This is a genomic window from Xanthobacter luteus, from assembly GCF_040049235.1.
Lineage (GTDB): Bacteria > Pseudomonadota > Alphaproteobacteria > Rhizobiales > Xanthobacteraceae > Xanthobacter.
In genome coordinates, this window is record NZ_JBDZDO010000001.1 from 114871 (window position 1) to 139879 (window position 25009).

Annotated in this window: 22 protein-coding genes, 1 tRNA gene and 2 pseudogenes; 14 read left to right on the forward strand and 11 right to left on the reverse strand. The window is 68.0% G+C overall.

Going from position 1 to position 25009, the window contains the following annotated elements; translation table 11 throughout:
- Positions 1 to 157 precede the first annotated feature (157 nt).
- Positions 158 to 247 (forward strand) — tRNA-Ser (locus tag ABLE88_RS00640).
- A gap of 90 nt (positions 248 to 337) precedes the next feature.
- On the opposite strand, the gene ABLE88_RS00645 is transcribed toward ABLE88_RS00640, so the two are convergent.
- Together ABLE88_RS00645 and ABLE88_RS00650 are read right to left on the reverse strand one after the other, a co-directional pair.
- Entirely contained in the window at positions 338 to 1234 is an 897-nt protein-coding gene (locus ABLE88_RS00645; protein WP_348829412.1) for an NAD-dependent epimerase/dehydratase family protein, read from the reverse strand.
- A 636-nt stretch (positions 1235 to 1870) separates the two neighbouring features.
- Positions 1871 to 2437, reverse strand: coding sequence for a Spy/CpxP family protein refolding chaperone (locus ABLE88_RS00650; RefSeq protein ID WP_348829413.1), 567 nt, complete (start codon positions 2435 to 2437; stop codon positions 1871 to 1873).
- 284 nt (positions 2438 to 2721) lie between these two features.
- Between ABLE88_RS00650 and ABLE88_RS00655 the strand changes: the two genes are divergently transcribed.
- Genes ABLE88_RS00655 through ABLE88_RS00665 form a run of 3 tightly spaced genes read left to right on the forward strand, consistent with a single transcriptional unit; the run spans position 2722 to position 4337 of the window.
- Entirely contained in the window at positions 2722 to 3021 is a 300-nt protein-coding gene (locus ABLE88_RS00655) for an ArsR/SmtB family transcription factor (protein ID WP_348829414.1), read from the forward strand.
- A complete protein-coding gene (locus tag ABLE88_RS00660) occupies positions 3018 to 4082 on the forward strand; it encodes a permease (RefSeq protein WP_348829415.1) in 1065 nt (354 codons plus the stop codon). The genes ABLE88_RS00655 and ABLE88_RS00660 overlap by 4 nt, the downstream gene beginning before the upstream one ends.
- Positions 4083 to 4100: 18 nt before the next feature.
- Positions 4101 to 4337 (forward strand): thioredoxin family protein, encoded by a 237-nt coding sequence (locus tag ABLE88_RS00665; RefSeq protein WP_348829416.1) that lies wholly within the window; start codon positions 4101 to 4103, stop codon positions 4335 to 4337.
- Here ABLE88_RS00665 and ABLE88_RS23770 read toward each other — a convergent pair.
- Positions 4235 to 5154 (reverse strand): annotated as a pseudogene (locus ABLE88_RS23770) (sulfite exporter TauE/SafE family protein). The gene ABLE88_RS00665 and the pseudogene ABLE88_RS23770 overlap by 103 nt on opposite strands.
- Between ABLE88_RS23770 and ABLE88_RS00675 the strand changes: the two are divergent.
- From ABLE88_RS00675 to ABLE88_RS00685, 3 genes are all read left to right on the forward strand, one after another.
- A complete protein-coding gene (locus ABLE88_RS00675) occupies positions 5133 to 5654 on the forward strand; it encodes an IclR family transcriptional regulator (RefSeq protein ID WP_510182865.1) in 522 nt (173 codons plus the stop codon). The pseudogene ABLE88_RS23770 and the gene ABLE88_RS00675 overlap by 22 nt on opposite strands.
- A gap of 372 nt (positions 5655 to 6026) precedes the next feature.
- Entirely contained in the window at positions 6027 to 7310 is a 1284-nt protein-coding gene (locus ABLE88_RS00680) for a thiolase family protein (RefSeq protein WP_348829420.1), read from the forward strand.
- 1 nt (position 7311) lies between these two features.
- Positions 7312 to 7731: a Zn-ribbon domain-containing OB-fold protein gene (locus ABLE88_RS00685; protein ID WP_348829421.1), complete on the forward strand. Its 420-nt coding sequence runs from the start codon at positions 7312 to 7314 to the stop codon at positions 7729 to 7731.
- Positions 7732 to 8214: 483 nt separating this feature from the next.
- On the opposite strand, the gene ABLE88_RS00690 is transcribed toward ABLE88_RS00685, so the two are convergent.
- The 5 genes from ABLE88_RS00690 to ABLE88_RS00710 all read right to left on the reverse strand — a co-directional run bounded on the left by ABLE88_RS00690 (position 8215) and on the right by ABLE88_RS00710 (position 14253).
- Positions 8215 to 9309, reverse strand: coding sequence for a hypothetical protein (locus ABLE88_RS00690; protein ID WP_348829423.1), 1095 nt, complete (start codon positions 9307 to 9309; stop codon positions 8215 to 8217).
- A gap of 28 nt (positions 9310 to 9337) precedes the next feature.
- Positions 9338 to 9964, reverse strand: a complete 627-nt coding sequence (locus tag ABLE88_RS00695) for an Isoquinoline 1-oxidoreductase subunit (protein ID WP_348829424.1) — start codon at positions 9962 to 9964, stop codon at positions 9338 to 9340.
- Positions 9961 to 10407 carry a (2Fe-2S)-binding protein gene (locus tag ABLE88_RS00700; protein ID WP_510182866.1) on the reverse strand — a complete coding sequence of 149 codons (447 nt, stop codon included), beginning with the start codon at positions 10405 to 10407 and terminating at the stop codon, positions 9961 to 9963. The genes ABLE88_RS00695 and ABLE88_RS00700 overlap by 4 nt, the downstream gene beginning before the upstream one ends.
- A gap of 80 nt (positions 10408 to 10487) precedes the next feature.
- Positions 10488 to 13250, reverse strand: a complete 2763-nt coding sequence (locus ABLE88_RS00705; RefSeq protein WP_348829426.1) for a xanthine dehydrogenase family protein molybdopterin-binding subunit — start codon at positions 13248 to 13250, stop codon at positions 10488 to 10490.
- A 109-nt stretch (positions 13251 to 13359) separates the two neighbouring features.
- A complete protein-coding gene (locus ABLE88_RS00710) occupies positions 13360 to 14253 on the reverse strand; it encodes a helix-turn-helix transcriptional regulator (protein WP_348829427.1) in 894 nt (297 codons plus the stop codon).
- Between the two features lie 369 nt (positions 14254 to 14622).
- Here ABLE88_RS00710 and ABLE88_RS00715 point away from each other — a divergent pair, with 369 nt between their 5' ends.
- The 4 genes and pseudogenes from ABLE88_RS00715 to ABLE88_RS00730 all read left to right on the forward strand — a co-directional run bounded on the left by ABLE88_RS00715 (position 14623) and on the right by ABLE88_RS00730 (position 17868).
- Positions 14623 to 15108 (forward strand): DUF305 domain-containing protein, encoded by a 486-nt coding sequence (locus ABLE88_RS00715; protein WP_348829428.1) that lies wholly within the window; start codon positions 14623 to 14625, stop codon positions 15106 to 15108.
- A 443-nt stretch (positions 15109 to 15551) separates the two neighbouring features.
- Entirely contained in the window at positions 15552 to 16466 is a 915-nt protein-coding gene (locus tag ABLE88_RS00720) for a DMT family transporter (RefSeq protein ID WP_348829429.1), read from the forward strand.
- 160 nt (positions 16467 to 16626) lie between these two features.
- A pseudogene (locus ABLE88_RS00725) lies at positions 16627 to 17387 on the forward strand (IS5 family transposase).
- Positions 17388 to 17586: 199 nt separating this feature from the next.
- Positions 17587 to 17868 (forward strand): YdeI/OmpD-associated family protein, encoded by a 282-nt coding sequence (locus ABLE88_RS00730; RefSeq protein WP_348829430.1) that lies wholly within the window; start codon positions 17587 to 17589, stop codon positions 17866 to 17868.
- Between the two features lie 458 nt (positions 17869 to 18326).
- Here ABLE88_RS00730 and ABLE88_RS00735 read toward each other — a convergent pair whose 3' ends face one another.
- Together ABLE88_RS00735 and ABLE88_RS00740 are read right to left on the reverse strand one after the other, a co-directional pair.
- A complete protein-coding gene (locus ABLE88_RS00735) occupies positions 18327 to 19697 on the reverse strand; it encodes an NAD-dependent succinate-semialdehyde dehydrogenase (RefSeq protein WP_348829431.1) in 1371 nt (456 codons plus the stop codon).
- A gap of 74 nt (positions 19698 to 19771) precedes the next feature.
- Positions 19772 to 20689 (reverse strand): SMP-30/gluconolactonase/LRE family protein, encoded by a 918-nt coding sequence (locus ABLE88_RS00740; RefSeq protein ID WP_348829432.1) that lies wholly within the window; start codon positions 20687 to 20689, stop codon positions 19772 to 19774.
- 125 nt (positions 20690 to 20814) lie between these two features.
- Here ABLE88_RS00740 and ABLE88_RS00745 point away from each other — a divergent pair, with 125 nt between their 5' ends.
- Entirely contained in the window at positions 20815 to 21726 is a 912-nt protein-coding gene (locus ABLE88_RS00745; protein ID WP_348829433.1) for a LysR family transcriptional regulator, read from the forward strand.
- Between the two features lie 39 nt (positions 21727 to 21765).
- On the opposite strand, the gene ABLE88_RS00750 is transcribed toward ABLE88_RS00745, so the two are convergent.
- Entirely contained in the window at positions 21766 to 22932 is a 1167-nt protein-coding gene (locus tag ABLE88_RS00750) for a mandelate racemase/muconate lactonizing enzyme family protein (protein ID WP_348829434.1), read from the reverse strand.
- 237 nt (positions 22933 to 23169) lie between these two features.
- On the opposite strand from ABLE88_RS00750, the gene ABLE88_RS00755 reads away from it, so the two are divergent.
- Both ABLE88_RS00755 and ABLE88_RS00760 read left to right on the forward strand, forming a co-directional pair.
- Positions 23170 to 23604, forward strand: a complete 435-nt coding sequence (locus ABLE88_RS00755; RefSeq protein ID WP_348829435.1) for a cupin domain-containing protein — start codon at positions 23170 to 23172, stop codon at positions 23602 to 23604.
- A 196-nt stretch (positions 23605 to 23800) separates the two neighbouring features.
- The gene (locus tag ABLE88_RS00760) at positions 23801 to 24763 is read left to right on the forward strand and encodes a Bug family tripartite tricarboxylate transporter substrate binding protein (RefSeq protein WP_348829437.1); all 963 of its coding nucleotides are present in this window, start codon (positions 23801 to 23803) and stop codon (positions 24761 to 24763) included.
- Positions 24764 to 25009 lie beyond the last annotated feature (246 nt).

Consider the following 25009-nt stretch of genomic DNA (forward strand, 5'->3'; position numbering starts at 1 on the left):
CTCGGGGCGGCATGGCCCGCGCCGTGGCGCTGGGGCGGCGCGCGGAGATGGGTTGGACGCCCCGGCCCCGCCTGCCCTTCCGCCGGTCCCATCGAGCCTCGACGGCGGGGGAAGGCATGGGGTATGAGCGGTGTCCGGCGCCGCGTGCCGCGGGCGTGGAAGGGTGGCCGAGTGGTTTAAGGCAGCGGTCTTGAAAACCGCCGTGGGTTCACGCCCACCGTGGGTTCGAATCCCACCCCTTCCGCCATTTCGGCGCAAAGCCGGTTCCCGCCGATTGCCCTCCGTTGGCGACCGCCGGCGTCGTCAACCGGGGCGGGCCTTGCTCGGGCGCGGCCGCTCAGGCGCCCGCGTTCCCCGGTCCGAAGGCATGTCGCGCTGCCAGTTCCATCATGGCTGAGCTTTCGTCGATCACATCGACATGGCCCAACTCTCGGCGAATCCTCCTGGTGTCCAGAACGAGCGGCTGACCGTAGTCGAAGTGGGGAAGTTGCGGCCATCCGCCGGGCCGCTCAGGCAAGAGGGCGAGCCTTTCCCCCATGGTCGGGGTTACCGCTTCCCCGACATTGAAAATCGCATTGCGCGCGGCCGAATGCGTTGTCGCGGTGGCAATCCCGGCGGCGACATTCTCGACATAACCGTGCGTCCATCGCCATTCGGGCGCGTCCGCGAAGCCGTAAACGGTCGCAAGGTCGGCGTTGTCCTGCGGCCCGTAAACCTTGGGCAGACGCAAGATTGTCCAGTCGAGATCGGCGGCGCTTCGCACGGCCTGCTCGGCCAGGACCTTGTCATACTCATGGGCGAACGCGCCGAGCTGGGCTTCCATTCCCCGGTAGGGATAAAGAACCGAGCGGAGCGGAGCGTCCTCCTTCAGGGGGACGGGATCGGGTGATCCAGGCTCCATCTTCGTCAGGCGGCCATAGGCCCGATAGACATCGCAGCTTGAGACGAGGACCAATCGCCCTGTCCGGCCCCGGAACGCGCGAACGGCAGCCTCGCCATCCGCTTTCCCCATCGCCACCATGTGGACCACGACATCCCAATCGCGCTGCAGGCGATCGGGAAAATCCGTCACCGGATATTCGGCTTTCGGGTCCAACACATGTTCAATGTCTGGAAGGATGGGATTGCTGCTGGAGCCGCGATGAAAGGCAACGATTTCCGCTCCCATGTCGTGCAGGCGCCGTGCGACGTGCGCGCCAATAAACCGGGTGCCCCCGATCAGGAGAACCTTCATTTGTGCTCTCGCTGTGCCTTTGCTTCGGGCCGAGGGGCATCCCTATCGCGCGAAAGTTGTTCGAGAAACCTGTCTGCGATCGCCAGAGCCCGGTGGAGCGACGGCAGAACGCCCTCGAAGCCTCCGGCACCCTCGGCGGATGGAGGCGTGGGCGTTCCGCGGCAATGGCGGCCTGGAGGCAAGCCCAATGGGGATGAACAGCATGACGGTTCTGCCCGCATATGGCGAGATCTTCGTCGAGCGCGTCGCTCCGGCGGCCGCATTCGCCCAGCCGGCGCGACATGGCGCCTCCAGCCGATCCGACGTGTCGCCGGACAGAAGGGACGCGACCGCCGCCCCAGGACGGCGGATTTAGATACCTGCCGGCACACGCGATTCTAAGCGCATGCGGGCCGGGCCCGCACATCGGCCTTCTGGTTTTCCAGCCTCGCTCGTCGCAAGCCATCGGGGGCTTTCGCTCCCAGGGCAATCGCAAAAGCCGGCAGACACAATGGCCAGGCCGGACATTGAAAGAGAAGGTCGAGGCTCGCACGTGCGGGCCTGACGAAGCAGGTCCGACGAGACCGGCCGGCGGCGACAAAGTACGTCACGGGCAGCGGGCCTACGCCCGGGTCGGCGAGGCCCGCCCCGTCACGCTCACATCATGCATCCCATGCCGGTGAGCAGTTCGTTAGCCTTCTTCTTCTGGCCATCGCTGAACGCGGCGTAGAGGTCGCTGAGCGGCTGCTTCATGTCCTTGAGAGCGGCGGCGCGGGCTTCCATCACCGCGATGCGGGACTCCAGGCGCTCCACCGGCGTGTCGGCGTCAAAGCTGGCGCGCATGGCCTGGCGCAGGCCCTGCATGCTCACGAAATTGTTCTTCATGGCCGCCACAAAGGCGTCCCATGGCTTGGCCTGGGCATCGGTGACGCCGAGCTCGGCCTTCAGGAAGGCCACGCGCCCCTCGACGAAGGCGGGGAGCTGGCCGTCGGCATCACCCGTCATCCAGCCCCCGCAGCCGCCCATCATGCCCCGGGCCGAGCGATGGAACCCGGGACCCCAGCCGCCCTGGCCGGGACCCATATAACCCGCACCCTGACCCATCATGCCCGGACCCTGGCCCGGCCCACCCCCCATCTGGGCGCTCGCCGGCACCGCCGACACCAGCGCCGCGACCAGCGCAAACGCGGCCACGCGCGTAACGGAGACAGACTTGATCTTCATGACGCTCTCCCTTCTTGCGGGCGGACACGTCCGCCCTTCCGGCCTGAACCGGGGTTGAGCCCGCGCATCTTAGGCGCACCTGCGCCTTCTGCCGCATCGATCCACGCCCGATGCCCCAATCGTGATGCTGGGCGCGGCGTCCGGGGTCCCCTCCCCCGCGCCACAGCGGCGGGCGGGCACACCCGACACCGTCCTCGCCCCTGGCCGGCCTCGCCGCGCAGCGGGCGGGAGACCCGATCAATAATGCGCTTGCACGCATATGCGCATGAGCGTAAGTAGGGGCCATGGAGACTGCCCTTACCTTTCTGTCGGCCCTGGCCGAGCCCACCCGCCTCGCGGCGGTCCGCCTCCTGTGGGATGGGCGCGAGCATTGCGTGTGCGAGCTCGTGCGCGTCCTCGGTGTCACCCAGTCCCGCATGTCGCGCCATATGGCGGTGCTCAAGCAGGCCGGCGTGGTGGTGGACCGGCGGGACGCCCAATGGGTGCGCTACCGTCGCAATCCCGAATTGCCGGCCGCGCAGGCCACCGTCGTCGATGCAGTCCTCGCCAGCCTGGACGTGTCGTTGAACAGGAGAGCCGCATGAGCGCCGAGCTGTCATTGACCGAGCGCAAGCCGCCGCGGGCGACCTCGCCTCTGGCCTGGGGGGCGGCAACGCTCGCCGCGATCGCCCTGTGGTTCGTGGTCTATGCCCAGCTCGCGCCGTTCTCCCAATGGCTGGTGGCCCGCCTGCCGGTGGAGCCCGGCAGCCATCTGGCCGAAGCGGTCACGTTCTTCATCTACGATACGCCCAAGGTGCTGATGCTGCTGACGCTGGTGGTGTTCGCCATGGGCGTGGTGCGCAGCTTCTTTTCCGCCGAGCGCACCCGTGCGCTGCTCGCCGGAAAGCGCGAGGGGCTCGGCAACATCGCGGCGGCCGGCCTCGGGATCGTGACTCCCTTCTGCTCCTGCTCGGCGGTGCCGCTGTTCGTCGGCTTCGTCTCCGCCGGCGTCCCCCTCGGCGTGACGTTTTCCTTCCTCATCGCCGCGCCCATGGTCAACGAGGTGGCGCTGGGCCTGCTGTTCGCGCTGGTCGGCTGGAAGGTGGCGCTCACCTATCTGGCCTTCGGCCTTGCGGTGGCCATCGTCGCCGGCTGGGTCATCGGGCGGCTGCATCTGGAGGGCTGGCTGGAAGACTGGGTGCGCAACGTGCGCGCCGCTCCGGTCGAGCTGCCGCCGAACGGCATGACGCTGGTGGATCGCATCAAGGCCGGCCTCGAAGCGGTGCGGGACATCGTCGGCAAGGTGTGGATGTGGATCATCGCCGGCATTGCGGCGGGCGCCTTCATCCACGGCTACGTACCGGCAGACCTTCTGGCCTCCATCATGGGGCGGGATGCGTGGTGGTCGGTTCCGGCTGCGGTTCTGCTGGGCATTCCCATGTATTCCAACGCCGCGGGCATCATTCCGGTGGTGGAGGCCCTGCTGGCCAAGGGGGCGGCGCTGGGCACCGTGCTCGCCTTCATGATGGCGGTGATCGCCTTGTCCCTTCCGGAAATGATCATCCTGCGCAAAGTGCTGAGCCTGAAGCTGATCGCCGTGTTCATCGGCGTGGTGGCCACCGGTATCCTCGCCGTGGGTTTCCTGTTCAACGCACTGTTTTCCTGAATAAGAAAGGCGAAGGCCATGAAAGACGTGAAGGTGCTCGGCCCCGGCTGCGCCCGCTGCGAGGCAACGGCGCAGATGGTGCGGGACGCGGCGGCCAAGCTCGGGCTCGACGTCACGGTGGAAAAGGTCACCGACTATGCGGCGATCGCCGGCTATGGCATCGCCTCGACCCCCGGCATCGTCATCGACGGCAAGGTGGTGCATGCGGGCGGTCTTCCAAAGCCCGACGATGTCGCCCGCTGGCTCGCGGCTTGAGCGCCCCGCGCTGGACTGCGAGGTCCGCGCGGCGCGCCCGGCCGCACGCGATCCGTCGCGCGCCGTGCAAGGCCGCGCCACGCCAGAGCCTTCGCGAAGGCCGCAATGGCCGCCCCTGCCAGGCACAGGATGCTGACCTGCCGATAGCTGTGTCCGCCGTAGCGGGCGAACAATCGCGCGCCGATCCAGGCGGAGGCAGCGATTATCGGAAACGCCCCGAGGGATATCACAATCTCCTCCCGGCGAAGCAGGCCCACGAAAAGCGTCGCGGCAACCGCGCACACCGAGGTGGAAAAGAAGAAAATGATGCGGGAAGCGCGCGCCTCGGCATGGGTGAACCGGCCGCGCATGAAATAATAGATCGCCGGCGGACCAGGCATTGCGGCCATGCCGTTGAAGATTCCCGCCAGGAATCCCGCCGCCGCCCCCTGCCCCCGGCGGGCAAGTGTCGCCTGGCCGGCTGGAGCAGCAGCGGCACTAGGGACACGACCACGATGGCGCCGATCACGAGATGGACAGCGCGCGCGGGCATGACCACCAGCGCGAGCACGCCGATAGGCGTGCCGGCAGCCGCGCCCGCCATCACCCAGATGAGGGCGCCGGCGCGGCAGGATCGCGCGACGCGCGGCACTTCGAACAGCCCGATATAGACGTGAAGCAGGAAGACCACCGGGATGATGATGTCGGGCGGGAGCCACAACGCCCCGAACGGCACCGCCACCAAGGCGAAGCCGAAGCCGGTGAAGCCGCGCAGCAGGCCCGCTGCCGCGAACACCGCGGCCACCGATATCCATTCTGACAAGCTCAAGGTGTCCATGCGACGCTTGCTCGAGGCGTTGGTGGCCGAGGTCAAGGAGACCTGCAACGGTCCTCGACGGGAACGAGGTGGTCTATATCGACCGCGTCGAATCTCAGTGGCCCCTGCGCACCCATCTGCAGCCGGGCTCGCGTGTGCCGATCCATTGCGGTGCCAGCGGCATGGTCTTTCTCGCCCATATGCCCGCCTACCGGCGACGGCGATTTCTCTATTCGGCCCCGCTCCGTCGCGTGACCGACAAGACGGTCATAGATCCCGCCCAGATCGAGGAAGAACTGAAGGACGTTCGCGCGAGTGGCTGCGCGGTGGACGACGAAGGCTTCCTAGCAGGACTGGTCGGGCTCGCGGTGCCGATCTTCGATCCGGCAGATCGCGTGTGCGCGACCGTGTCCATGCATTCTCCAACCATCCGTCATTCGGTGGAGGCCATCCGACACCGTGCGCCGGCGTTGCAGAGGACGGCGATGACGCTTCAGTCGGAACTGGTGGCCGACCATTAGTCCGGGACGGGCATCACCTTGATCGGCCAAGAGCGGTGCAACCGGTTGCACCACTTGTTCCCCTCCCCTGTCCAGGCCGGGCAACTTCACCGGAGAGACCGCGCGCGCCGCAGGGGCGAATTTGGCCGCCGTCGTGCGGGACAGGGCTCCCCCTTTCAGACCTTGCAGCCTCCGGCCGGGCCGGGGGATTGGGCGCGTCGTGAGGGACAGAATTATCGGCTTCCCTTGATCCCCATCAACACCGTGTCGGCGCGAAAGGCGTCCCATTCCGGCGGGCCGGAGGAACCGGTGCGCCACACCGCGTGCGCCGGATCCCCAACAGCTCGGCGCCCCTGCGGGTGCGTCCTGCGGGCGAACGAAAGGACCTCCGCCATGAGGGAAAGCAAGCTTAGGGAGCGCGTGGCCATCTCCGGCGTCGGCTGTTCGCGGTTCGGCGATCTGCTGGAGACACCGGAGCTCAAGGGCCTCAGCATCCAGGAACTGACCGCCCAAGCGGTCAAGGAGGCGCTGGACGACGCCGGGCTCACCGGCCAGGACGTCGATGCGGTGTTCGCCGGCAACGCCATGGTGCACAGCTCGCAGGTGCCGGGCACCTATTCGCAGCTGTCAAAATGGACCGGCACCCAGTTCAAGGCCGGCGTTCACTTCGAGGCCCAGTGCTCGACCACCAATGTGGGCGCCTCCATGGCGGCCATGTCGATCGCCGCCGGGGTCTATGACACCGCACTGGTGTACGGGCTGGAGACCACCCGGACCAAGGTCAAGGGGTTCAGCCCCTATGAGCGCGAGCCCATTTCCCATCAGCAGACCTGGCTGTGGACCGACATGGCGGTCAACCAGGCCTATGGCGTGCCGCAGGGCTACGACATCTTCTCGACCTATAACGGGCTGGTCGCGCTCGGCTACTGCCGCAAATACGGCATCTCCATCGAGGATTACGATCGCGGCATGTTCGAGCTGTGCCGCACCCGGCGCCTGCACGGCTCGCTGAACCCGAAGGCCAACATCCAGGAAACGCTGGAGAAGCGGGCGGCGGACAAGGGCTTTACCGATGCCTTCGACTACTGGCGCTCGGACGAGCACAACCCGTTCGTCGCCTGGCCCTCGCGCCTGCTCAGCCTGGTGACCACCGCCGACGGCGCCTCCGCCATGGTGCTGACGCGCGCCGATCTCGCCAGGGGCGGCAAGTCGCAGCCCGTGGAGTTCAAGGGCTTCGGCATCAGCTACAGCGATCTGCCCTGGTACGGCGAGGACCCCACTTATTGGGAATTCGACCGCCGGGCCATCGACGCCGCCTTCGGCATGGCCGCGATCGGGCCGGCCGACATCGACTATCTGCACACCCATGACTGCTCGCATATCTCCGGCCTGTGCACGGCGGAGACGATCGGCTACCTGCCGCCGGGCGGCGGCCTCGACGCGGCCCGCGCTGGGCGGCTGCGCTTCGACGGCGACCGGCCCATGTCGACCCATGGCGGCCGCCATGCCTTCGGCCATGCCTGGGGCGCCAGCGCCGGCAGCGACACCTACGAGGCCGTGCTGCAGATGCGCGGCAAGGCCGGTGCCCGGCAGATCCCGAACCCGCCGGAGATTTCCGTCGTCCACACCCACGGCTACGCCATGATCGGCACCGTGGTCGTTCTGGGAGGACTGTGACATGCAGGATGTCGCCGCGCAGCCAAGCGCCATTCGCTGGTATTATGAAGGACTGGCGCAGAACGTGTTCCGGGCGGTGAGCTGCCGCTCGTGCGGCAAGCTGACCTTCCCGCCGACCGGATGCTGCGAGCATTGCGGCAGCTGGGAGGTCGAGGGCGTCGAACTGAGCGGGGAAGCGACGCTGCTTTATGCGACGCACAACATCACCCCCGCCTGCCATCCCCGTTTCGAGACCATCGCCCCCTATGTCTACGGCCATCTCCGCCTCCGGGAGGGGCCGATCGTGCAGGCCATCATCCTTGGCGTCGAGGCCCGGCCGCAGTCCCTGCGCGCCCTGTTCGAGCGGGGGCAGGTGCCGGTGAAGGCCGAGACGCTGCAGATGGACGACCTGCCGGTGATCGCCTTCCGCATCGCCGGCTGAGTTCCGGCGCAAACCGTCAGCGCTCCATTGCCGGTGCCGATCCGGTGACGTCCATGGTGGAGTTGGAGCCTCGGGTTCGCCGCGTGCCGAGAGGTCGTCCTCCTTATCGCCAAGTCGGGTCGATCGATCCCTCGGCGCCGGCCGGGCAGCACGGGTCGGAGAGCTAGCGCGTACACCGGGCTCCCTTGCCGGTCGCCCGCGGTCCGGCGAACGCCCGCTCATGTCCGGCCGGAAAGGCGGGCCGTGTCCGGGCCCCTCACGTCCACATAAGGGGCGAAGGCGACAGCGACCGTCCGCCCGCCGGGCCACGATTTGCGCGGGATGTCCCGGCGCGGCAGGCCAATGATCCAGTCCGGTCCGCCGGCCGCGGCCTGCGGCGCGGGCGCGAGGAAGGCGGCGAGGAGGGTCGAGGTCCGAGCGCGCATGACCGCCCCTCGAGGGAGGAGCCCGGGCGGGCTGCCGTGTCCCGCCCGTCGGCGCTCGTCACAGAAGATCGTCGAGCGATGCCGGGCCCGATCCGCCGGAGATCAGCGCGGGCCACTGGCCCGAGCCGAAGGGAACAGCGGGAGGCAGGACCGGCTCCTGGCCGCGCGCCTTCATCCCGGCAATGATGGCCTTTCTGGCGTCGCCACCCATGAGCTCATAGTCCATCAGACGGTAATTGTTGAAGAACAGACCGCCCACCGAGCGGTCGGAGATGATGCGCACCGCGGCGGTCAGTATGTCGTCCGGCGTGGTGGTGAAGGACACTGTCTCGATGAGGAACAGGCGCTCATTGATCGCCTTGGGGCCGAAATACTGCGCCAAGACGCTGAAGAGCACGTTGTTCTGGCGCGCCACATAGATGGTGTTGCTGGCGCCGTAGACGCTGTCGAAGCTGCCGCCAAGCTCCGTCTTCCACTGGTCGAGCACCGCCATCCAGTGATTGACCTGCGTCTCGGCTGCCCAGGCGACGGCCTTGCGCAGCACCGGCGCCTGCGTCTTGCCGAACGCCTGCACGGAGGCGAGCGTGATGACGCCCTTCGACAGACACTCCTCCATGAAGGCGATGTTGTTCTCCAGAATGGCGCGCGAATTCGGCCGCCATGCGTCGGGCATTTCCGCGGCGGCGATCCCGCCCAGGGCGCTCTTCATCTCGGTCAGGTAGGCCCGCATGGGCGCGATCCAGGACGTGTCGCCCGGATTGTCCACATAGGGCAGCACCACCTCCGAAACGGCCATGGCGCTGTGCCCCAGCGATTTCATGACCTGATAGGACCTGGGCACGGGAGCTGCGTCCAGCGTCGGCTTTCCGGGCCGGTAAAGGATCATGCGCCCGCCGGCGCCCGAGAACAGGGCCAGGATCATCGGGTGCTGGTCGAGGATGTTCTTGCGGAACACCTGTCCGGCATTCTCATAGAGCGAGAACATGGAGACGTTGAGCTGGAGCACGTCGCGGGTCGCGATGTCGGCCGCGCTGGGCGACCGCGGCGGACCGGAGATCGGCTTCAGATAGTCCGGCAGTTCGGCCGCCCGGGTCGCGGCAGGCGCGGCGGCGGCCAGGGCGACGGCCACCAGCCCAAGGATTGCGGATTTCATCCTGTTCTCCTCCATCGTTCCGTTCTTTTCATTTCGGACAGACCGCGCCCGTTGCCACCCAAGCCTCCACAAGAGCCTTGGCCTGCTTCTGGCTGCCCGGCGCGGGCGTCCGATTGCCTCCGGGAGCCCAGGCCCACCCCACGAGCGAGTCGTCGCCGATATGGGCCACGAGGTCCGCGAGCGAACGTCGGCCATTGCGTTCGGGATCGCTGATCTGGGCGCAGATCTGGGCCTGCGTCTTGCCCTCCCAGGCCATCTCCGCCGGCGCGAGGTGCCAGAGCGCATGCCCGGGCACGCCGGCCGGATCGAAATTGGCCGCGCCGTGGCAGGACCCGCAGCGCATGCTGGCCGTGCCGAAGCCGTCCTCGCCGCGGAACACCGGGGGCTGGTGCGGCCGCGCGCCGTCCCCCTGGCGGGGGCGGCTGGTGGCCGGATGGCAGTTGGTGCAGCGCGGGTGCGTCAGCACCTTGCTCAGTTCGTTGAAATAGGCGACCGAGCGCTGGGCGGGATCGGTGATGGCGGCGAAGGCCTCAGGCGGCGCCAGGGTACCGCTGTCCGCGGCGAAGGCGATGCCCGCCGCCGCCAGGAGGCCGGCGACCGACCCGGCCAGGAAGAGTGTCCCGGACCACGACCGGGATGCGCATGGTCCGCTCATGCGAGATACCGGCCGGGCTCGGCGAGCACGACGTCGCGCACCGCCTCATGGTACTTCACATAGCCCGAGCAGCGGCAGAGATGGCCGTCGAGCGCCTCCGATATCACGCGTTCCAGGTCCGCGCGGGGAATGGGCGCCCGCTCCAGCCGCTCCAGCAGCACTTGGCCCTCGTTGAGGAATCCGGGGGTGCAGTAGCCGCATTGAAAGGCGAAATGGGCAACGAAGCTCTGTTGCAGCGTGGTCAGCCGCCCATCCTTGGCATGACCTTCCACGGTGCGCACCTTGCGCCCGTCGAAGGCCGTCGCCGGGACGATGCAGGTGGGCATGGTGGCGCTGGTCCCGTCCGGATGATCCACGATGATCGCGCAGCTCAGGCACTGGGCGGCACCGCAGCCGAACTTGGTGCCCGTCATGCCCAGGACCTCCCGCAGGAAGTCGTTCATCGTCAGATCCTCGCGGACCGCGAGGGGGCCATGGGCGCGGCCGTTGACGGACAGGGTGATGGTGGCCACGGGGCTCCCTTTCACAGCACGCGCCGGAGGTCTTCAGGCAAGACCGGCAAGGCCCGGACCCGATGGCCGGTGGCGTCATGGATGGCGTTGAGAATGGCGGGGACGACGGGGATCATGACGACTTCCGCCATCCCCTTCGGCGGCTCGTTCGGCGCCACCGGCGGCAGCACCTCGACCTCGAGCGCGTGGACCGGCAGGTCCGAGGCGCGCGCCACCAGATAGTCCCCGAGATTCCAGCGTCCGTTGCCCGGCCCGTCCTCGAAGGGCGGGAGATTCTCCAGCAGCGCAAATCCCACGCCCATGGCGAAGCCGCCCTGTGCCTGGCCGCGCACCACCTCGGGAACGAGCGCCTCGCCGCATTCAAGGACGCTGTAGGCGCGGGCGATCCGGATCGCGCCCGTGGTCCGGTCGATCGTCACCCGCACGAGCGTGCCGCAGCTGGACGTGAAGGAGGTCCCAATGCGGTTGTAGTTCGCCGGCGGGAAGGCGACGAAGCTGCGGTCGAGCGCCTGGAATCGTCCGCCGCCCCGGCGCACGGCAAGGGCATCGATGTCGGCGGCCCACTCGAACCCCTCCAGGGGAAACGCCGCCTGCGCCCATGCCCAGCGCGAGAACGCATGCGCCATGGCCCCGGTCAGCGCGCCCATGGCGTGGGCTTGTGCGGCCACCTTTTCCTGGGCTAGCGGCGGCAGGCCGGAGAGGATCAGCATCCCGTCCTGCCAGAACGCTCGCTCCCAGAGAAAGCGGCGGGGATCGTCCTGCCGGATGTTCCACAGGGCGAGCGCGGCGGGCCACAATCCGAAGCGCAGGACGATCCGCGCCGCCTCCGCCGCCGCCTGCGTTCCCACATGGGCACCGATGGATGCGCTGGTGGCCGAGCTGACCGCCGGCACCCAGCGCGGATTGCGGGCGGCGGCGTCCTGTTCCGCCTGCGTCAGGGTGTAGGGATCAGCCGAGGTCACGAGCCCCAGCGCGTCGAAGGCATCGATGCGCGCCAGCGACACCTCGTCCGCCCTGCGCCCCAGAAAGCGCGCCACCCGCTCCGCCACGGCGGTGCCGACACCGTTGCCCATCTCCACCACGTCGCAGACGATGCGGACGCGGCCGGTCGGATCCACCTCGACACGGCCGAGCGAGCAGTCGGCGCCGGTGCCGTAGTCCTTCGCGCACACGGCAAGGCCGGTGCCCACGAGCGTGCCGGCCGCGGCGCCCGCACGCGCCGCGGCCCGGTCGCGCCAGATCGCGTGGCGCTCCAGCTTGTCGAGGATTTCCGGCGTGCGGACCGAGACGGTCCAGGGATTGCCGGTCATGGTGAGCGCGCCGGCCTTCAGCAGGTTGCGCCGTCGGAAGGCGACGGCGTCAAGGCCCAGCGCCTCGGCCGCCTCGTCCACCAGCGTCTCCAGCGCAACATTAGTCTGGAGCACGCCGTAACCGCGCATTGATCCGGCCGTCACCGCGCGGGTGTGCTCCGCGACCGTGGTGACGTCGACCTTTGGCACGTCGTAGATGCCGATGGCCGAGGTGGCGGAGACCACGGCGACACTGGCCGAGTAGTTGGCAAGTCCTCCGCCGTCGAGCACGTGATCGGCGGCGAAGGCCTGGATCATGCCGCTGGGACGGTCCACCGCGATCTGCGAGCGGATTTCGAAGGCGTGGCGCTTGATGCCGCCCTGGAACTGCTGGAACCGGTCCTGCGCGAGCCGAACCGGGCGGCCCGGCAGGAACATGGCGGCCAAAGCCAGATAGAGCGGAAAGGGCGTGTGGTCGCGGCCCCCGAACCCGCCGCCGAGATAGGCGAAATGGCTCTCGATCCGGCTCGGCCGCAAAGCGGGCGCCGCCGCCCCGAGCAGGTGGTCCAGGGCTTCGCTCGCCTCCAAAGGCGATTGCACGCCGAGCACCAGCTGCAGGGCCTTGGCGTCCGCGTCGAACCATGCGAGGCCGCCCTCCGGCTCGAGGAACATCGGATCCACGGACTGCGTGCGAAAGCTGCGGTCGAGCACCAGCGTCGAGGGGCCCGCGGACGCGATGTCCGCGCGGATCTGCTCCCCATGGGTGGCGCCCTTCTTGTATTCCCCGCCTTCCGCCGTCGGCAAGGGGATCCAGACGGGCCGCCCGCCGGCTTCGAAGAAACCGGGACTGATCCAGCCCTCCAGCAGGGGCGAGTAGACGTCGGGATCGCCGGGCGCCGCGCCCGCGACGCGGGTGAAGCGCAGGGCGGCATAGTTCGGCTGCTTGACCGGCCCCGTCTCGGCGCCGAACCGGGCGGGACTGGCCTTCCGCAGGACCACCCGCGCCCGGTCATAGGCGTCGAACGACTGGAACAGCAGCAGGGCCAGCGGCTGCCCGAGATAGAGGGGTGTCGTGCCAGCGGGGCACAGAAGGTCCCCGGCATAGAATGGCGGCACGCGGATGCCGCCCTTTGCCAGGTCCTCCGCCGTCACCACACGGGCTGGCCTGGCCGCCGCATCGAGCGCCGACAGATCGAGCCCGGTAAAGAGGTGCGTGGCGTCCGCCGTGCGCAGCAGCAGCGCGTGCGCCGTGTCGGCGGGCCATCCTTCCATGTCCGCCGCGCGAAGATCGGATGCGTAGAGCTTGGCGCCCGTGACCTTGGCGAAGGCGTCGATGCGCCCGCCCGCCTGCGCGGCCGCCGGGCTGCCCGGAAACGTCTCACGCGCCTCGAACGTCGTCGCCCCGAGCGGGTTGAGACGCGCCATGGCCAGTGTGATTCCGCTGCCTGCGACCCAGGTCACAAAGTCTCGCCGTGACGGCTTCATACGGGATCACTCGGCTCCGAACGGGATGGCGCACGCGCAACGACAGACGCAGCGGGTATATCGGCCGCCCGGGTGTCCAGCTATTCCCACATTTGAGGGATATCGCCCTCTACGCTGCGCCCTTGCCCGGCAGGTGCGCCGGCGCCGCCTGGCGGTCGCCGCCGTCGCCCATCCGGAAACGGCTCAGCAGCGTGGCGTGCGAATGGACGTCAAAGTGCCGGTAAACCGCTCGCTGGTATTGCGCAACCGTGTATTCGGAGAGGGAAAGACTGCTGGCCATCTCTTTCCGGCAGCGACCGTCGAGCAGAAGATTAAGAACGAGGCGCAGTCTTGGGGACAGGCGCGGCACGCTGACACCGCGGTCCAACGGCCATCCGACCTCGTGCAGCCACGGCAGTTCGCTGAGCAGGACGTGGGTGATCCGCGCCTCCCGCGCGGAGAAAGGCCGCACGTCCCGGCGGCGGAAGAGACTGATGGTGCTGACGGCGCGGTCGTCTATGGGCCGCAAGGAGAAGATGAAGGGGCCGATGTCGGCATCCCGCAGATGTTGATCGACTCCGGAGGCGACGAATGCGGGTTCGTCGACGATATGCTCGCGCAGACGGGTGACGTGCGCGTTTCGTTGCCGCATCTCTCCGAGCAGTTTTTCTGAGGTCCACGCCATGTCGGGGTGGGCTGCCGCAAGCAGCAGCCGGGCATAACGCTCCTCATCAAAGCCGCCATAGGCGATGCCGAGATACACCGGTTGCTCGCCCGGCTCGGCCCGGCAGCCCAGGCTCCATGTCCAGGCATCGGCGCCGATGATGGCGCAGATGCCCTCCATGAGCTGCCGCTTGGCGCTTGCAAAGTCCTGCCGCGCGACGATGACGTCGCCGAGCAGGCGGACGACCGCCCGGACATCGGATTCGTCGAGGACCGCGTCCGCCTCGTCGACCATCAGGTCCGCGCAGACGTCGACAAGGTCGACCTTGCGAGAGTATGGGGTGACTACGTCGCCGCTCATGGTGCACTCGCGAGTCAGAGGACTTTCGGTCCGGCTCCGGCAGACGGCGCCATGGCCGCCACTTTGACGGTCCGTTCGTGTGCCGGCAAGCCGCCAGCTTTCCAAGCGTGCATCCCGCGCCCGAGGGTCTCCACCTGGCCGGCGGCGGGCGCGGGGCAGCGTCAGGCGGGGCCCTCGGTTTGGCTGCCCGCGGTTCCGACAGCCGCTGTGGCTGGCAACCGCAAGGAGGCCTCGATCGGACTTCGTCCCGGGCTTCGATCGCTCATGGCGGAAGGATCGGCGCTGTCGGCGGGCCGCTCCGTGCCGAGCGAAACGATTGTGGCACAGCTTCGTTACTCTCCAGTGGTTCTTGGCTAAGGGACGGCGACGATGAGCTATGGACGGTTCGCGGCAATGATCGCCACGTCAACGGTCGTAATGTTCGGCCTCATGTATCTTAATACCTACACCCTCGACCACGTTTTCTTCAGCCAGACCCGCATGTGGATGGCATTTGTCATGGGCGGCGTGATGACAATTATCATGCTCGGATTCATGTGGTCGATGTCCAAGAACGGGCCGGCGAACATCGCCATTATGGCCTGCGCCGTGGCGGTTTTTGCCGGAGCGCTCTGGCTCGTGCGGAGCCAGGCGACGGTGGGCGACGTGTCCTACATGAAGGCCATGATCCCGCATCATTCCATCGCGATCCTGACGAGCTCGCGGGCGCGTATCCGTGATCCCAGGGTGCGGGTTCTGGCGGATCGCATCATCGGGGCGCAGGAGCGGGAGATTGATCAGATGCAAGCCCTGATCGCCGACCTGCAACGCAATCCGCCCGCCAACACCGCGCCCGATCTACCGCGCCGGCCGTGACCCTGCCGCGGCCCCGGGGCGATGGACCGGCTTATCGCAGCGCGGTCGGGCCCGTCTCCGCGCCGGCCATCGCCGCTCTCCGTTCACCGAACGCGGCAACTCGCGGCGCCGGGGGAAGCGCGATGGTCTCGAACGCCTTTCCCGTGGACCGACCCCGCCGGTCGAAGTCGGGAGCGCGAGCACCATCGCGCACATGGAGGCGCGCGGGGCCGGGCCGGTCCCCAGCGGCGCCATGAGGACCCGCAAGGTGCGGGCTGCCCTCGAAGAAGACGGTGGGGCCTTGCTCCACCCGGACCGCCGACGTTGCGCTGCGCGCCAAGACATGAGGCGCGGAGTATGGTCCACTGCCGCCCGAAAGCCTCGCGCGAGAGCGGTTCGTATCCCTAGGGGTCGCAGCCGGCCCCACCGGCGGATCCCCATCCCCCTCCCGAAAGAACTGAAAAATGGATCGAGCCCGACTGTGGGGCATCGCATTCCTGCTCGTCACGGCAGCCGGTTGGGCGCTGAACTGGCCGACGATAAAGTTCCTGCTGCCCGTTTGGCCGGCGCTGTTCTCGCGGGGCGTGGCGGGCGTGACGGCTTCCATCCTGTTGGGCCTGCTGGCGGTCAACCGAGGAGAGAGCCTGCGCGTTCCGGCGGGCGCTTGGCCGCAGGTGCTCTTGGCGGCGTTCACCAGCGTTTTCGCATGGATGGGGTTCGCGACTTTGAGCCTGAACTGGATCAGCGTCGCCGAGGCGGCATTGCTGGTCTACTCGATGCCGGTGTGGGCAATGCTGCTGGCATGGCCGCTGCGAGGCGAGCGGCCAGGCCGGCGCTCCCTGGTGGCGCTCGCCTTGGCACTGGCCGGCGTCATCCTGCTCTTGAGCGGCCAGAACGGCGCGTCCGGCAGGGATCAGCTTCTCGGCGTCGCATTCGCCCTGGCGGCGGCCCTTCTGTTCGCCTGGGGCACGGTCGTGAACCGCAAGCCACTGCCGCTCCCGCCGCTTGCGCAGACGGCGTGGGTGGTCGGCGTCGGCTGCGCTCCAATGATCGTGCTCGGCCTGCTGTTCGAGCATCCGCGGCTGGATGCCCTGACAGGCGCGGCCGCAGCCAGCCTTGCCTACATGACGCTCGTGCCGATGGGCGTTTGCTATCTCAGCTGGTTCGCCGCATTGCGCCGGCTGCCCAGCAGCACCGCCACCATCGCGATGCTGCTGGTTCCGCTGCTCGGCACGCTTGCAGCGGCGGCGATGCTCGGCGACCCGTTCGGGCTCCGCGAAGGCGGAGCGCTGGCGCTGACGTTGGCCGGAGTGGCCCTGGCACTAAGGGGGCGCGCGCATGTCCCCACGTCTCGCTCGCGAGATCCAGGTGAGACATGATTGGGACGGCTCGCCCCTGCCGGCGCCAGCGCGCCGGGCTGCCGCAGGCGTGCACTTGCCAGATCTGGCGGACGCCGAGATCCGGCCTAGGGTCCGTACTCAATAAACAGTGGCGCGGACATTGAATTGCTGATTCAAGGCTCCAGGAAGGAGCCTTGGGATGGCGAAACGGGTTCAGTGGCTGAGCGATGAGGAGTGGGCTCGGATCGAGCCGCTTCTGCCGCGAGGGCGCAAGGGCGCCCATCGCGTGGACGACCGCCGGGTGATCTCCGGCATCGTCCATATGCTGAAGAGCGGAGCACGCTGGCGGGATTGCCCGCCGGAATTCGGGCCGTACACGACGGTCTACAATCGCTTCAACCGCTGGAGCCGTCAGGGCTTGTGGCTGAAGATGTTCGAGGCCCTGACCGGCCATAGCGGCATCTTCGATGGGGCGGCCATCGATGCCACCCATGTCAAGGCGCACCGCTCGGCGGCGGGCGCAAAAGGGGGGCCTTCGCTCAAGCCATAGGCCGCTCGCGCGGCGGACGCACAACCAAGGTGCACGGTTTGGTTGATGAACGGGGCAGGCCGCGCGTACTGCTGCTCAGTCCCGGCAACATCAACGACATCAGCATGGCCGAGGCCCTGATCCAGGCGGCAGGCCCCTTCCGCCGTCTGATTGCAGACAAGGGCTATGACGCCGACCACCTGCGCAGACGCCTCGCCGAGCGCGGCACCGAGGCCGTCATCCCCTCAACCGCCTCCCGCAAGGCTCCGATCCCCTACCACACCAACGCCTACAAGCAGCGCAACCGCGTCGAGCGCATGTGGTGCAGGCTCAAGGATTTCCGGCGTATCGCCACAAGATACGACAAGCTCGCCCGAAACTACCTCTCCGCAGTCCTCATCGCCGCAACATGCGCCTATTGGCTCAATTGAGTCCGGACCCTAGGGCTCAGATGGCCCGTGCGGACCGCCGCGCAAGAGTTGCCCGGGGATTGGGCCCGGTCACAGACATTTTGCCTTTCCATTGTCACGCTTGACAGGGAAGCCATCAGGCGGCGTCCTGGAAGGCCGAATTGACGGGTGGACCGTCGGAGGTGTTGGGGTGAGACCTTTTGCTCATGGTACCGTCCACTTGGCAGGTGACGATCTTCAAGCCGCCGTTGGATCGGATTCGAATGTGTTGGCGTTGTGGGAAAGCCTGACGCCACTGGGGCGCAACGAGTTCATCTGCTGGATCGAAGACGCGAAGCAACCGGCGACACGCCAACGTCGCGTTGCGCGGACCTGCGAGGAACTGCTGGAGGGGAAGAAGCGCCCCTGCTGCTGGGCCGGTTGCATTCATCGGGCTGACAAGAAGCCAAGCCGATGGCAGCAGGCGGTGTTGATCGACCAAAGGGCAAAGAGCCGCGCATGAATTCAACCGTCGCGCAGCGGTGATCGATTTTTTTTTTTGCGCTGCCCGAAATCAACGGCCGTTCCGTGCCGAGCCTGCCGACGGCAGCGGGCCGAACCACGGCGGTCGCTGGCCGCGAACGGGCGTCGCCGCGACGCCAGCTTGCCGATGGACAGGGTTGCCCACGGCGGGTGAGGCCGATGTCATGGCGCTTCACCAACGCCTCGTGGCCAGCGCCCCGAGGTCCCGTGGGCCCGGTCGACGGGCGCGCCGGGACGAAGCGACCGAAGCCCCGGCCGCCGGTCGCAGCCCATCTCTGCGGAAGCCTCACCATGGCCTGTCCGGCCGTGGCGGAACGCGGCACCGTCGCCGGCGCGAATTCCGGCGACGGCTTTGGCTTCCAGGCCAGCTCGCCAGCGGTGCCATCGGCAGACGGCACCCCTGCCAGGCGGGCGACCGGGCGATGCCGGTCTGCCGGCCTACCGGATCGGGCCGGTCCACACCGTCTTGGTGTTGGTGAACTCGCGGATGCCGTAGGAGCCGAGTTCGCGGCCGTAGCCGGAGCGCTTGATGCCGCCGAAGGGAAGCCGCGGGTCGGAGGCCACCATGCCGTTGATGAAGACCGCGCCGGCATCGATCTGCCGCGCATAGGCCGCGGCCTTCTGCGTGTCGCCGGTCCAGAGCGCGGCGCCGAGGCCGAACTCGGTGTCGTTGGCGTGCGCGATCGCCTCGTCCGGCGAGCCGACGCGGATGATCGCGGCGGCGGGGCCGAACGTCTCCTCCGCGAAGGCGGCCATTCCGGGCCTGACATGATCGAGAACGGTCGGCGCATAGGTGAAGCCGGGCCCTTCGACGAAGGCGCCGCCCGCGCGCAGGGTGGCGCCCGCCGCGACGGAGCGCTCCACCTGATCGTGCAGCGTCGCGCGCAAATCGGCGCGGGCCATCGGGCCGATATTGGTGCCCGGCTCCATGGGATCGCCGATCTTCAGCTTGGCGACATTGGCGCAGAACGCATCGACGAATGCGTCGGCGACGGTGTCCTCGACGATGAATCGCTTGGCGTTGACGCAGCTCTGCCCGACATTGATGAAGCGCGCCTTCACGGCCACCTCCGCGGCCGCGGCGACATCGGCATCGGCGAGCACGATGAAGGGGTCGGAGCCGCCGAGCTCCAGCACCTGCTTCTTCAGCGCCCTGCCCGCATGGGCCGCGACGATGGCGCCCACGTCGGTCGAGCCGGTCAGCGTGACCGCGGCGATGCGCTCGTCGTGGATCAGCCGCTCGACCTTGGAGGCTGGGATGAACAGGGTCTGGTGCAGGCCGGCCGGCGCGCCGGCTTCCGCGACGATGTCGGCGATCGCCTGGGCGCATTGCGGCACGTTGTTGGCATGCTTCAGCACCGCACCGTTGCCGGCCATGAAGGCCGGGGCGGCGAAGCGGAAATACTGCCAGAACGGGTAGTTCCACGGCATCACCGCGAGCACGACGCCGAGCGGATCGAACACCACGCGGCTGTCGGTGGCGCTCGAGGCGATCACGTCGTCGGCCAGGAACGCCTCGGCGTGCGCGGCGTAGAAATCGCAGTTCAGCGCGCACTTCTCGACTTCCGCCTCGGCCTCGGCGATCGGCTTGCCCATTTCCGCGGTGATGAGGCGGCCGAACGCGGACTTGCGCGCGCGCAGCACCGACCCGATCGCGCGCACGAGTTGCGCGCGCGCGGCGAACGAGGTCGTGCGCCAGGCCTTCTGGGCCTTCACCGCCCGGGTGAGGGCGTCATCGATCTGCGCGTCGGACTGCTCCTGGAAGCGCGCGATTTCCTGGGCGGTGTACGGATTGACGGAAACGATCATGGGGCTGGCTTCGTCGCAAGAGAAGGACGAGGTGGCGGGAGCTTCCCGCCACCCGTTGAGAACCGGGCCCGCGCTCAGGCGTGGGAATACATCATCTTGCCGGCGACCGGCATGTCCACCTTGAGGATGGTGCCGGTGTCCGCCTCGGTGATGAACAGCGTCTTGTTGTCCTTGCCGCCATAGGCGACGTTGGTGAGATGATGGCCCACCCGCCCGGTGATGAGGTGGGTCGGCATGCCATCGGAATCAAAGCGCCACACGCCGACGCCGAGCTGGCAGACGATCACCGCGTCCTCCTCGTCGAGCGCCATGCCGTCCGGACCGCCATGGCCGCCCGAGAGCTGGATGTAGGTGCCGACCTTCGACATGGTCCCGTCGGTCATGATCGGGCAGCGCCACACCGCGTTCTGCCGCGTGACGGACAGGAACAGGCGGTTCTCCTTCATGTTGAGCGCGAGGCCGTTGGGGCTCGGGATGGTGCCAAGCAGCATGTCGAGCTTGCCGTTCGGGTCGAGCCGGAACAGGCGCCCGGTCGGGTCGTGCATGCCGGTCTGGCCCTGGTCGGTGAAATAGAGCGTGCCGTCGGCGGCGAAGACGAGGTCGTTCAGCCCCTTCCAGGCCTCGCTGTTGCGCGAGGCCAGCAGCGGCTCGACCACGCCGCGCTTCGCGTCGAGCAGGATCAGGCCGGCTTTGTAGTCGCAGATGAAGATGCGCCCGTCCTTGTGGATCTTCAGCCCGTTCGGCCAGCCGTCGTACTGGCACACCAGGTCGCAGTTTCCGTCCGGCGCGAGCTTGAAGACGCGGCCGAAGGGGATGTCGACGAAGTAGAGATTTCCATCCCGATCGAAAGACGGGCCTTCGAGAAAGCTGTCCACCTGGGCATTGGCGCGGTTGGGGTCGGACCAGGCCGTCCGGCTCTTCTTCCGCCACTTGTCCGGAAGCTGATAGTGAACTTCGGCGACCAGCCGCTCCACCGGATTGAGAAAGAACATCGAAACACTCCGCTCGAAGGGTCCGTCGGTGGACCGCCTGCGGAGAAAGACCTATTCCTGATATGGTCGTGACGCTAAATACAATTTCGGCATGGTTTGCCATGCCGCGCCATGAGGGGACGTCCTTGGATTTCAGGGCTCTGAACTATTTCGCCAAGATCGCCGAGCTCGGCAGCATCACCCGCGCGGCGCAGCACCTGAACGTGGCGCAGCCGGCGCTCAGCCGGCAGGTGCGGCAATTGGAGGACGAGCTCGGCGCGCAGCTGCTGATCCGCGAAAGCCGCGGCATCCACCTGACCGACCAGGGGCGCGAGCTGTTCGAGCATGCGCGCACGATCCTGCGCGAAGTGCAGCGCGCGAAGGACGCGGTGCGCGGCTCCGCCGGCAGCCCCGGCGGCAGCATGGCCCTCGGCCTCGTGCCCACCATCTGCACCCAGGTGGCGCCGACACTGGTCTCCACCCTGCGCAGCGACTATCCGCGCATCGACCTCACCATCAGCGAGGCCTACAGCCAGCAATTGATGGACTGGCTGGACGAGGGGCGCCTGGACCTGGCGGTCCTGACCGAGCCGGCGCCGACGCGGCGGCTGATCATCGAGCATCTGGTCGCCGAGGAGATGATGTTCGTCGCGGTGCGCGGCTCGCGCAAGAAGGGCCCGATCTCGTTCGACGAGCTCGCGACCACGCCGCTCATCATGTCGCTGGGCATCCGCACCATCATCGACAATCTCTTGGGTCACAAGGGGCCGCTGGTGACGGTGATGCTCGAGCTCAATTCCATCGAGACCATCCGCCTGATGGTGCGCCAGGGCACCGGCACCACCATCCTGCCGCGCTCGATCCTCTCCGACGACGTCAGAAGCGGCGACGTCACGCTCCACCCGATCGGGCCGAAGGGCCTCTTCCGCCGGCTGGCGCTCGCTTATTCGCGCACGCGCCGGCTGTCGCGGTCGGCGCAGATCGTCAAGGACGGCGTGACCAGGATCATGGCCGACCTCGATCGCCAAGGCGCCTTCCGCACCGAGGCGAAGAGCTAGAGCCCGGCGAAGAAGGCCGGCGCCTCGGGTCCTGCCCGTCTAGCGCGGCACCGGCACCTGGTAGGCGCGCAGCGCATCCTCGTCGACGCTCACGCCCAGGCCGGGGCCCTTCGGCACCGCCACGACGCCGTCGGCGAACCGAAGCGGGTCCAGCACCGGATCGTGCTCCAGATAGATCTGCGTGAGGCTCAGACCCCATGTGAAGCTCGATATGGCCGCCGCCACATGGGCCGCCGCGGCCGAGGCGAGGCTCGATTCCGCGACCTTCGCCGCGACATTGATGGCGAGCCCCAGCTCGACGGCGCGGGCGGCGCAGTCCAGCGTCGCGATCATGCCGCCGAGCTTGATCAGCTTCAGCGAAACCCCGGCGGCGGCGGCGCGCGCCGCATGGGTCTCGATGTCGGCGCGCGAATGGATGCCCTCGTCGATGCCGATGGGGACGGTGCCGAGCCGGTTCAGCTCGGCGAGCCCGTCGAGCGCCGGCGCCGGCAGCGGCTGCTCCAGGTAGAAAAGGCTGGCGGGCCCCGTCTCCCCGATCAGGCGGTGGGCGGCGTCGAGCGAGAGCCCGCCATTGGCGTCGGCGCAGAGTTTGGCCTGCGGACCGATGGCGGCGCGCACGCCCAGGGCCGTGGCGATGTCGTTGTCGATGGTCTTGCTGCCGACCTTCAGCTTGAAGAAGCGATAGCCTTCCTCGAACTTGGCACGCGCCTCGGCCATATCGGCCTTGGGCGTCGCGTTGCCGAGCATCCACATGGGTTCGAGCGTGTCGCGCAGGCGCCGCCCGATGATCGCGCCGGCACTGATGCCGCAGGCTTTGCCCACAAGATCGAGCAGCGCCATCTCGACCGCCGATTTCGCGCTCGCATTGCCGTAAATGCAGGCCCCGACCTTGCGCACCGCATCGAGGTGGAGGCGCGCGTCGCAGCCCTTGATGGCCTCCCAGATCAGCGCGGCCGCCGCCGTCATGCCCCACAGGGTTTCCCCCGTCATGGTCGGCGCGGAGGCGGCCTCGCCCCAGCCGATGCTGCCGTCCGCGGCTTCGAGGCGCACGAACAGGTTCTCCGCATGGCGGATGGTCACGCCCGACATCTTCATCGGCCGGGCGAGCGGCATGGCGACCGGAAACAGGTCCATGCGCACGAGGCGGATGGCGCCCTGCGCCTCGGCAATGCGGGTCCGCGCGGGAATGTCAGAGGCCTGGGTCAACGGCGCATCCTCGGTTGATTGCCGTTTCTACGTCGTTTCGGCGAGCACCCGAAATATCAATGTTTTATGGCCTGTCAGACGGGGATGGCATGGCGCGGGGGCGTGGCCGACCCCATGCCGACACGGCATGATGAATGATCGTAATTTGATATTTGCGTTATCGATGGCCGAGTGATGGATTGCGCTCACGGCCGCCGCATCCGCGGATCCGAACGGCCGACTTCAAGGAATTTTCCCATGATCGCCGCACCCGCCATCTCCGACCTCAAGGCCTCGCTCATGCGGCCGGACCAGATGCCGAGCGTCGATCGTGGCGGCGGCAACCGGACCATCCCGCTGGTCACCCGCGCGACCGGCTCGCAGCAGATGCTGACCGGCATGACGATGATCGGGCCCGGCTCCGCCATTCCGTGGCACTACCACGATTGCGAGGAGACGGTCCTGGTGCTCGAAGGCGAAGGCTTCGCGGAGGTGGGCGAGGAGGTCCATCCGGTCAGGCCGATGGACACCACCTGGATCCCCTCGAACCTGCCGCACCGCTTCCGCAACGGTTCGAGCGAAAAGCCGCTGAAGATCTTCTGGGTCTATGCCTCCGTCGACGCCACACGCACCATGGTCGAGACCGGCGAGACGCGCCCGGTTTCGGCGGAACACGCCAAGAAATCGGCCTGATCGCGGGAGGCGCCGCGTCCCGTCGGGGTGCCGGAACTCTGCGCCGCCGGGGCATGAAGGCCGATCACGCCGGACCGCGCCGCTGGACACTCAAAAGAAAAACCAATCCACGTTTGCAGGGAAGAAACGATCCATGTCGAGAAACTCGAAGCGCCAGCCGGCGGCAAAGGGCCTTGCCCGGTCCAGGACGATGACGATGCTTCGGTCGGCCCTGGTGGCCGCGGTCGCCGTCCTTCCCCTCACCGGCGTGACCGCCGCGGCGGAATATCCTGACCGGCCGATCAAGATCGTCGTGCCGTTCCCCGCCGGGGGGCCGACCGACGTCGCCGGCCGGCTGGTGGCGCAGGCGCTCCAGAAGCAGCTCGGCGCCACCGTGATCATCGAGAACATCGGCGGCGCCGGCGGCCGCATCGGCGCCAAGGCGGTGGCGCAGGCCGCGCCCAACGGCTACACGCTGCTGGTCGGCGGCACCAACGTGAATGCGCTGGTCGGCGCGCTCTACAAGGACCCGGGCTACCAGCCGCTCAAATCCTTCACGCCCGTCGCCGCGATCTGCATCGATTCCATGGCCATGGTGATTGCGCCGAGCGTCCCGGCGAAGACCTTCGCGGAGTTCGTCGCTTACGCCAAGAAGAACCCCGGCTCCCTGCGCTTCGGCGCGCCGACGGGGATCTACACGCATATCGTCGGCGAGTTCATCAAGATCAAGACCGGCACCGATCTGCTCTTCATCCCGTACAAAGGCGGCGCGCCGGCGATCAACGATGCGCTCGGCGGCCACATCGAGGTGGTGTTCAACAACAAGTCGACGCTGCTCGCGCACATCAAGGAGAACAGCCTGCGCGCCCTTGCGGTGACGAGCGCCGCGCGCTGGCCGGAGCTGCCGGAGATCCCGACCCTGAAGGAGGTCGGCCTCGAAGGCTTCCCCACCGAGATCCTGTTCGGGCTTCTGGCGCCGGCCGGCACGCCGCAGGCCATCGTCGACAAGCTCAACGCGGCGGTGAACGAAGGCATGCAGTCCCCGGAAGCGCGCGCCAGCATCGCCAAGCTCGGCATGTACGTGAAATCGGGTTCGCCGCAGGATTTCGAGGCCGCGCTCGCCGATCAGGTCGTGGCCTGGAAGACCATCGTCGACAAGGCCGGAATCACGGTCGAGTAAGGCTCGCCCGCGCGCCGGTGGCTGCACCGGCGCGCGGCGGGACAGGCTTTTCGCGTTGAGGCAAAAGGGCGGGCGCGGGGAGAGCGCCCCTGGCGCGTCGCGGCATCGGCCGGCGCGCGCCGCAAATGTCGGCCAGCTTCGCGAGGCTGCGACCGCGCGACCGCAGGCCAATGCCGCGCCTGCGGTCTTCCGACGGGCAGCCCGTCCGGCTCGCCGCGCTCGACGCCGATCAGCGAGCGCCGGTGA